Genomic DNA, 9,185 nt, shown 5'->3' on the forward strand with positions numbered 1-9,185 from the left:
GCCAGACCCGTCAACACCGGATGCGCACCAATCTCCCAGAACACCCGCCCCCCAGCGGTGTGCACCGCCTCAACCGCCTCGGTGAAACGCACCGGGCGGCGTATCCCCGACCCCCACAAACCCGCATCCGCCACCGACCCCGCGTCATGCCAGCCACCCGTCACCGACGACGCGAACCCGATCCGAGGCGCCGACACCACCGCCCGACCGAACTCCTCAGCAAACGACCCCACCGCACCCGCCATCGCCGCCGAATGAAACGCATGACTCACCACCAACCCCTGCGTCCGCAACCCCGACCCCACACCAAACGCCGCCACCGCATCCACCGGACCCGAAATCGTCACACTCCGCGGCGCATTAAACGCCGCGATCTCCACCCCCGGAAACAACGGCAACACCGCCTCCACCGACCCCGCATCAGCAAACACCACCGCCATCCCCCCATCCGACGGCTGCGCCTGCATCAACGCACCCCGCACCACCGCCAACCGCAACAACTCCCGCAACCCGAACACCCCCGCCGCCCACCCCGCCGTCAACTCACCCACACTGTGACCCACCACCAACCCCGGCCGAACCCCCCACGACCCCAACAACCGCACCAACCCCACCTGCACCGCCACAATCCCCACCTGCGCAAACCGCGTCTGCACCAACTCACCACCCCGACCCCCGAACACCACCTCCCGCAACGGCACATCCCCCAACAACCCCACCACATCAACACACTCATCAAACGCCTCACGAAACACCGGCTCCGCCGCATACAAACCCGCCGCCATCCCCGGATACTGCGAACCCTGACCCGAAAACAAAAACACCGACACCGGCGGCTGATTCACCAACCGACCCACCGGCCGACCCCCACCAGCCACCAACCCCAACCCCCCAGCCAAACCCACACCATCAACACCCTGCACCGCCACCCGAAAACGATGCGACGCCCGACCCACATTCGCCGTGAACCCCACATCACCCAACCCCGACGAACCCACACCCACCAACACCCGCGCATACTCCCCCGCCAACCGACGCACCCCCTCCTCACTCGCCGCCGACACCTTCACCACAAACGACCCCTGCGGCAGGGGATCCCGGACCACCGGAACCGGAGCCTCCTCCACGATGACGTGCGCATTAACCCCACCCATCCCGAACGCCGACACCGCCGCCCGACGAGGCACACCCACCACCCGAGGCCACACCACCGGCTGATCCGCCACAAAGAACGGCGTGTCCTCAAACCGAATATGATCATTCGGCCGCACCACATGCAACGTCGCCGGCACCACCTCATGCTCCAACGACAACAACACCTTCACCAACCCCGCCAACCCCGCAGCCGGCTCCAAATGACCAATGTTCGACTTCAACGAACCAATCGCACAAAACTGCGTCCGCGACGTAAACCCCCGCCACGCACGAGTCAAACCCTCCACCTCAATCGGATCACCCAACGACGTCCCCGTCCCATGCGCCTCCACCATCCCAATCCCATCCGGACCCACACCCGCATCCCGCAACGCCGCCACAATCACCTCCCGCTGCCCGACAGGACTCGGAGCGGAGTACCGGGTGGTTCGGCCGCCGTGATTCACCGCCACGCCCTTGACCAGGCCCCGGATCCGGTCGGCGTCCCGTTCGGCGTCCGCACGGCGGCGGAGCACGATCGCCGCCGCGCCCTCGCCGGGCACGAACCCGTCCGCGTCGATGTCGAAGGCCCGGCAGCGGAAGCTGGGCGAGAGCGCCCGCAGGTCCCGCATGGAGCTGAAGTACTCGGGGCTGATCGCGGCGTGCACGCCGCCGATGACGGCGGTGTCGATGTCACCGGCGCGCAGGTGCTGGACGGCGGTGTGCAGCGCCACCAGCGACGACGAACAGAGCGTGTTCACCACGACGCTGGGGCCGTGCCAGTCCATCAGGTACGACAGCCGGTTCGGGATCATCGCCTCCAGGCCCAGCCCGCGCCCGTCGGCCACCCCGTGTCGGGACCGTTCCTCGTGGTAGTGGTCGTGGCTGTAGGCGATCCACAGGCCGATCCGGTTGTCCCGGCTGCCCTCCCCCGTCCGGCCGGCGTCCTCCAGGGCCTCCCAGATGGTCTCGTACACGATGCGGGCCTGCGGGTCGATCAACGGCGCTTCCCGGGCCGAGATCCGGAACGGCACGGGGTCGAACTCGTCGACCCGTTCCAGGAAGGACGCCTGCGGGACCGGACCCTCCAGGTGCTGCCAACGACCCTCGGGCAGGGCGCCGACGGTGTCGCGCCCGTCGGCGAGCAGCGCCCAGAAAGCATCGAGGTCGCCTGCGGTGGGCACCCGGATCGCGGCACCCACGACGGCGATGTCGCGCCCCGTGTCCGTCCCGTCGGCCCCGGCCACCCCCGTCCCGCCAACAGCCGGCGGCACGGCAACAGCCGGCGGCACGGCAACAGCCGGCGGCACGGCAACAGCCGGGGTCGACGCAGCCGGCGGTGACGGTACGGCGACCGGCTGCGGGGTGGAGGCGGTGCCGGCCGGCCGGGTAGGGGCGGTGCGGGGCGGCGGCGGTACGGGGGCGGTGTCGGCCGGGGGCGGATCGGCGGGTGCCGGCTCGACCGGCGACGGCGCTGCCAGTGCGGCGACGAACTCGGGCATCTCGTCCACGAGGTGCTGGGCGAAGCTGCGGGGGGTCGGGTACTCGAAGAAGACGGTCGGGTACAGCGACAGTCCGTGCTCCCGGGACAGCCGTTCACTGAGCCCGACCAGACCGACGGAGTCGAAGCCGGCGGAGAGGAACTCGGCGTCGACGTGTTCGTCGTCCGTACCGGCGAGGGCCAGGAACCAGGCGAGCGCCCGAGCGAACGGCGTCACCGGGGCGGGACCGGTGGTGGCCGGTGGTGACGTCGCGGACCGGTCGCCGGGCGGCGTCGCCTCCGGCGACGGCCCGACCGCCGCCACGGCCGGCTCCGCTACGGGCCGGCGCGCATCCGCGTCGCCGCTCACCGGTGCGGCAGCACTGACCGGGACGACCGGCGCGTCGCCACCCATCGGCACGGCGGCGTTCACCGGGCCGGCCGGTACGGCGGCGCTCACCGGGGCGGCAGACACGGCGGCGACGGTCGGGGCGGTGGACGGCCCGGAGGCCGGTGCGGGTCGGCGCGTGGGGTCGGTCGAGGGCTGGTCGCTGAACGCGAGCACGGGTACCCGCTTGGAGGAGATGTCACCGAAGGTCAGCAGGGGTGTCCCCGCCGCGTCGAGGACGACCTGGGTGACCCGGCACGCCTCCTCGTTCCAGAACGAGACCTCGGTGCGGACGTAGGCGGCGTCGTCCAGGGCGCCGTGCACGCTCACCCGCTCGACGGAGAGCGGGATGAACGCGGTGGCGTGGTCGGTGCCGAAGACGGGGTTGTCCGGGTCGATCGCCGCGATGGTGACGCTGTCCAGCAACCCCGGGAAGAGACGGACGTCCGGGGGGTTCAGCGCGCGTTGCCGGCCGCCCTCGATCCGGGCGAGGGTGCCCCCGCCGGGGAGGCTGGCGACCCAGGAGATGTTGCGGTAGTACCGCCCGTGGTGGTAGCCGATGCGGCGCAGCCAGCGGTACACGGTGGACCCGGCGTGCACCCGGGAGCAGGCGTCGAGCAGGGCCGCGAGCGGCTGCGGCGCGGGCACCGGGTCGGGCTGCGGGGCGTACCGTCCGGTGACGAAGGGGACGCCGTCGGCGTCGGAGACGGTGAACTGCCCCTGGGCGTCGACCCGGCACACCACCCGGTGCGCCCCGGTCGGGATCAGCGGGCGGTGGAAGAGCACGTCCCGCACCCCGTGGAACACCTCGCCGCGCAGCTCCGCGCCCTGGCGCAGGAAGTCGAACCAGGCGACGCCGGGCAGCATGATCCGGCGGTACACCGAGTGCTGGGCGATAGGCACCTCGCCGGGCCCGAAGACGCGGGAGAAGGCGTACCCCGCCGGGCCCCCATCGGTGTCGAGCGTGAGCGGGCCGCCGGGCTCGGCGGAGCGCAGCGGCTCCCGCAGGTCCAGCGCGGGGCCGCGGGCCTGACCGACCGGCAGGAGGCGCTTGCGCCAGGCGGTCGGGCCCTGGAACCTCGCCCAGTCGATGTCCGCCCCGGCTTCGTAGAGCTCCGCCGTGACGGCCGCGAGCACCCCGACGGCCTGCTGCCCGTCGGTGGCGTCGGCGAGGCGGGCGCAGAGGTCCACCCGGCCGTCGACATCGTCCGGGGTGGCGGCGTCCGGATCATCGGTGGTCGCGGCCCCGGCGGCCAGCACCGTGCTCAGCGCCTGCTCCAGGGTGGTACGTCCGTGCACGAAGTCCGCGACCGGCGTCCAGCCCGGCGGCAGGGCGACCGCCTGCTCGGGTACCCCGGTGTCGCGCAACGCCACGGCCAGCACCACCCCCGCGCAGATCCGCAGCAGCGGGCCGGAGAACGTGGTGACCGGGCTGCCGACCGCGGACTCGAACCGGCCGACGATCTCCCGTACCGCCGGTACGCCGTGGTGGAGCGCGAGCAGCCAGCGCGGCGGCGCGGCCCCGGCGACCGGGCGGACGGTGACGACGGGCCGCCGTCCGGTGGGCTCACCGAGCGGGACGTCGGCGCACAGCAGCCGGGCCCGCAGCGCGGCGGCGAGGCCGGCGACGTCCGACCCGGTGACCGCGCAACGTACGGCGCGGGCCGGCCGGCCGAGCCGGGCGGTGGCGAGCACGTCGGCGAGTTCGTCGGCCGCCGACGGGAGGAACTCCCACCACTGCGCGACCAGTTCACGCAGCGCGTCCGGGCTGTCGGCGGAGAGGGCCAGCACCTCCGTGTGCCGCCCGGCCCCGTCGGTGGTCGACGCGGGCTCGGTCGCCGCCTCGGCCACCACGTGCGCGTTGGTGCCGCCGAACCCGAAGCCGCTCACGCCGGCCCGGCGGATCGGGGCCGCCGGCCAGGGCTGGGCGCGCGGCGGCAGGTGCAGGGGGCCGGCGTCCAGCCGCAGCCGCGGGTTGACCGCCTGCACCGGCACGCCGGGGACGATCCGGTCCCGCAGGCAGAGGACGATCTTGGCGAGACCGGCCAGGCCGGACGCCGAGTGCAGGTGCCCGATCCGCCGCTTGAGCGAGCCGAGCGCCACGCTGCCGGGTGCCGCGCCGAGCCGGCCGAACACGTCGGTCAGTGCCCGTACCTCGATCGGGTCGCCGATCGCGGTGCCGGTGCCGTGGGTCTCGACGTACTGCACGGTGGTGGGGTCGATCCGCCCGTACACCCGGTCGAGCAGCTCGATCTGGGCCTCCAGGTTGGGGGTGGTCACCCCCATGGTGCGGCCGTCGTTGTTGACGCCGGTGCCGGCGATCGCGCCGAGGATCAGGTCGCCGTCGGCCACGGCCGTGGCCATCGGCTTGAGCACCAGGGCGACGGCGCCCTCGCCGGGGACGTACCCGTTCGCCTTCTCGTCGAAGGTCTGGCACAGCCCGTCCGGGGAGAGCGCGCCGGTGCGGGAGAGCAGCACGAAGGTCAGCGGGTCGAGCAGCAGGTCCACGCCGCCGACCAGCGCGATCTCGCAACTGCCGGCGGCGAGGCTCTGGCAGGCCAACCAGACCGCCGTCAACGAGGACGAGCAGGCGGTGTCGACCACCAGGCTGGGGCCGGTGAGGTCGAGGCGGTCGGAGAGCCAGGCCGCGACGAAGTTCTGCGAGCGGCCCCACAGCGCCGCCGGGACCGGCCGCCCGGTGCCGGGCGCACCGTCCTGGCCGGTCGGGGCCAGCCCGCGGCCGTGGTCGAAGCCGTAGGAGTTCATCCGGGCGCCGACGAAGACGCCCGCGTCGAGGCGACGCCGGACGGACCGGTAGCCGGCGTCCTCCAGCGCCCGCGCGCCGACCTCCAGCATGACCCGTTGCTGCGGGTCGAGCAGGACGGCGTCGCCGGCCGTCAGGCCGAACGCCTCGTGGTCGAAGGAGAACGGGTCCTGCAGGAAGGCTCCCCGGTGATGGGTGCCCTGGTGGTCGCCGTCGCCGAGGTAGTGGTCGCGGGCCCACCGGCTGGGCGGGACCTCGTCGACCTCGACCGAGTCGTGCGTCAGCATCCAGCGCAGGTCCACCACGTCCTCGGCGCCGGGAAGCCGTACGGCCATGCCGATCACCGCGATTCGACTGTCCGTCATGATCGCGTCGCTCCTTCCGTCAGACTCGGTGGGCAGGTCAGTGGCTCGACTGCTGGCCGGGGGCGAGCAGTGGCCGCAGCAGTGCGCTGAGGCTCGCCGTGGACGCCGGGGCGTCCGGGCCGGGCACGGACGCCACCGCCACGGGTGGGCCGGACACCGGAGCGGGTCCGGACGCCGGAGCGGGTGGTACGGCCGACGCGCCGGGCAGACCGGTGAGCCGGGCCGCGAGGTCGGCCATGGTGCGGGACCGCATCACCAGGGAGGGGTCGACGGTCGTCCCGCCGAGCCGCTCGATGGCGCTGGTCAGGTCGGCGATGACCAACGAGTCCAGCCCTAGGTCGGGCAGTGGGCAGTCACCCGGGTCCTCGCCGAGCACGTCGACGAAGGCGTCACGCACCAGCCGGTACGCGACCCCCGGGTCGGCAGCCGGCATCGGTCCGACCGGGACGGCATCGACCGGGACGGCATCGGCGGAGGCGGGCGCGGCGGGGGGAAGCGCGGCGGGGGCGGCAGCGGCGAACGCCGGCCCCACCGGTGCGGGTTCGGCCGGTCCGGAGTCTGCGGTCGGCAGCGACACGGTGCTGCCGGGGAACACCACGCCGCCCCCGGTGAGCAGGTGCGCGTCGAAGCCGGTCAACGCCTGGTCGAGGGTGATCGAGTGCCCGGCGGAGAAGGACGCGTCCGCCGCCATGCCGATGCCGGCCCAGTTCGGCCAGGCGTGCGCGGTCACCGTCGGGCCGTCCTCGCCGGCCTGCTCGGCCAGCGCCATCTGGTACGCGTTGGCCAGGGCGTAGTCCACCAGGCCACGGCCGGCGGCCGGCAGGGTGCCGGCGATCGAGGAGACCAGGGCGACGTAGCCAGCGCCTTCAGTTCGGGCGAGTGCGACCACGTTGCGGGAGCCGGCGACCTTCGGGGCAGTCACCCGGGCCGCCTCCGACCACTGCCGACGACGCAGCGACCCGAACTGGTTGACCCCACCGGAGCAGTGCACGACTCCGCGCAGCCGGCCCCACCGGCGGGCGAAGGACGCGGCGGCGGCGGTCAACGCGTCCGCGTCCGCGACGTCGCACCGGTGGTAGTCCACCTCGGTGCCCGGCGGCAACCCGCGCAGGAAGTCCTCGGCCGCCGGATCGGCCGGTGACCGGCCGACGATGCCGATGCGCCGGACGCCGCGCGCCACCAGGTGCGTGACCAGTCGCCGGCCGACCGCGCCGAGGCCGCCGGTGACCAGGTGGTACCCGTCCACGGTCAGGTCGACGGGCGGTCCCGGGCGGGCCGGCACCTGGGTCGGGACGTATCGGACGCCACTGCGGTAGGCGACGACGGTGTCCGCGCCGGGGCGCAGTGCGGTGAACTCGGCGGCGATCTGCCGGGCGCGGGTCTCGACCGGGTCGGCCGGGTCGAGGTCGAGCACGACGACGGCGAACCGGTTCTCGGCGGCGGCGGCGCGGACCGCGAACGCCCGCGCTGCGGCCTCGGGGTTCAGCAGCGCACGGTCCGCCTCGTCGACGGTGGCCGAACGGTGTTCGACCCAGACCACCCTGCCCTGCGGTGGGAGGGTGGCGGCCAAGGAGCGGAGCTGCTCCCAGAACTCGCTCAGGTCCGGTTCGGTGTCGGCGGGTCCGGGGGCGGTGTTGGCCACCACGAGGGCACGGGTCGATGCCCCGTCGGGGGCGAGGTCGGCGCCCTGGGCGGAGAGCGCGGCGGAGACCGCACCGCCGATGGCCCGATCTGCCACGACCACCCGCACGGTGATCCCGTACGCCGACGCCCCGGGGAGGGGGTCGGCGGTCCGCCACCGGGTGCGCAGTGCTTCCGGCGCGGGCGTCGACGACGCGTCGCCGGGGTGGCGGTCGTCGACGGGATCGGGCCGGGGTGGGTCCATCGGGGGTGTGGAGTTCGCCGGGGGCAGGTGCACGGTGGTGGCCGGGGTCGGCACGGTCACCGGCTCGGTGGTGTGGGTGTGCCAGTAACGGTCCCGGGCGAACGGGTAGGTGGGTAGCCCGACGATCCGTGCGCCCGGTGCGGACAGGGCGGCCCAGTCCACGTCGGCATAGCCCTGCCGGACCTGGTCGGCCACCGCCGTGTGCCGCTGCGCCGTCGATCCTTCCGGGTCGGCGGGGGGCGTGTCGGCGGTCCGGGCGCTGTCGACGCGGGCGATCGGGATCCGGCCGTCGGCGACCGCCCTCAGCTGCTCGGCGAGGGCGTGGCCGGTCGCGCCGGTCACCGCGGTCTGGTAGTCGAGCGATGAGCGGCCGACGTTGGCGGTGTGGCAGAGGTCGGCGGTGGCCCGGTCGTCGGGGGAGGCCGCGAAGGATTCGGCGTACGCGGTGGCGAGTCGGCGTACCGCGTCCTCGCTGGCTGCGGAGACCTTCACCAGGTGCGACTGCTGCGGCAGGGGCTCCCGGACCACCGGAACCGGAGCCTCCTCGACGATGACGTGCGCATTAACCCCACCCATCCCGAACGCCGACACCGCCGCCCGACGAGGCACACCCACCACCCGAGGCCACACCACCGGCTGATCCGCCACAAAGAACGGCGTGTCCTCAAACCGAATATGATCATTCGGCCGCACCACATGCAACGTCGCCGGCACCACCTCATGCTCCAACGACAACAACACCTTCACCAACCCCGCCAACCCCGCAGCCGGCTCCAAATGACCAATGTTCGACTTCAACGAACCAATCGCACAAAACTGCGTCCGCGACGTAAACCCCCGCCACGCACGAGTCAAACCCTCCACCTCAATCGGATCACCCAACGACGTCCCCGTCCCATGCGCCTCCACCATCCCAATCCCATCCGGACCCACACCCGCATCCCGCAACGCCGCCACAATCACCTCCCGCTGCGCGGCACTGCTCGGCACCGTCAAACCACTCGTCCGACCACCGTGATTCACCGCCGAACCCCGAATCACCCCACGAACCCGATCCCCATCACGCACCGCATCCACCAACGGCTTCACCACCACCGTCACCACACCCTCACCCGGCACGAACCCATCCGCCCCCGCATCGAACGCCCGCGACGCACCCGTCGGGGAGA

2 protein-coding genes are annotated in these 9,185 nt (G+C 73.0%); both read right to left on the minus strand.

The genetic code is table 11. The features are described 5' to 3' along the window. The coding region (locus tag ACIG87_RS32175; protein WP_396855390.1) for a beta-ketoacyl synthase N-terminal-like domain-containing protein at nt 1–6,131 on the minus strand (6,131 nt) is incomplete at its 3' end. Between the two features lie 37 nt (nt 6,132–6,168). Then, nucleotides 6,169–9,185: SDR family NAD(P)-dependent oxidoreductase (locus ACIG87_RS32180; RefSeq protein WP_396855391.1), on the minus strand; the 3,017-nt coding region annotated here is incomplete at its 5' end.

Source organism: Micromonospora sp. NPDC051925 (genome assembly GCF_044548625.1).
In the GTDB taxonomy this organism is placed as follows: domain Bacteria; phylum Actinomycetota; class Actinomycetes; order Mycobacteriales; family Micromonosporaceae; genus Micromonospora.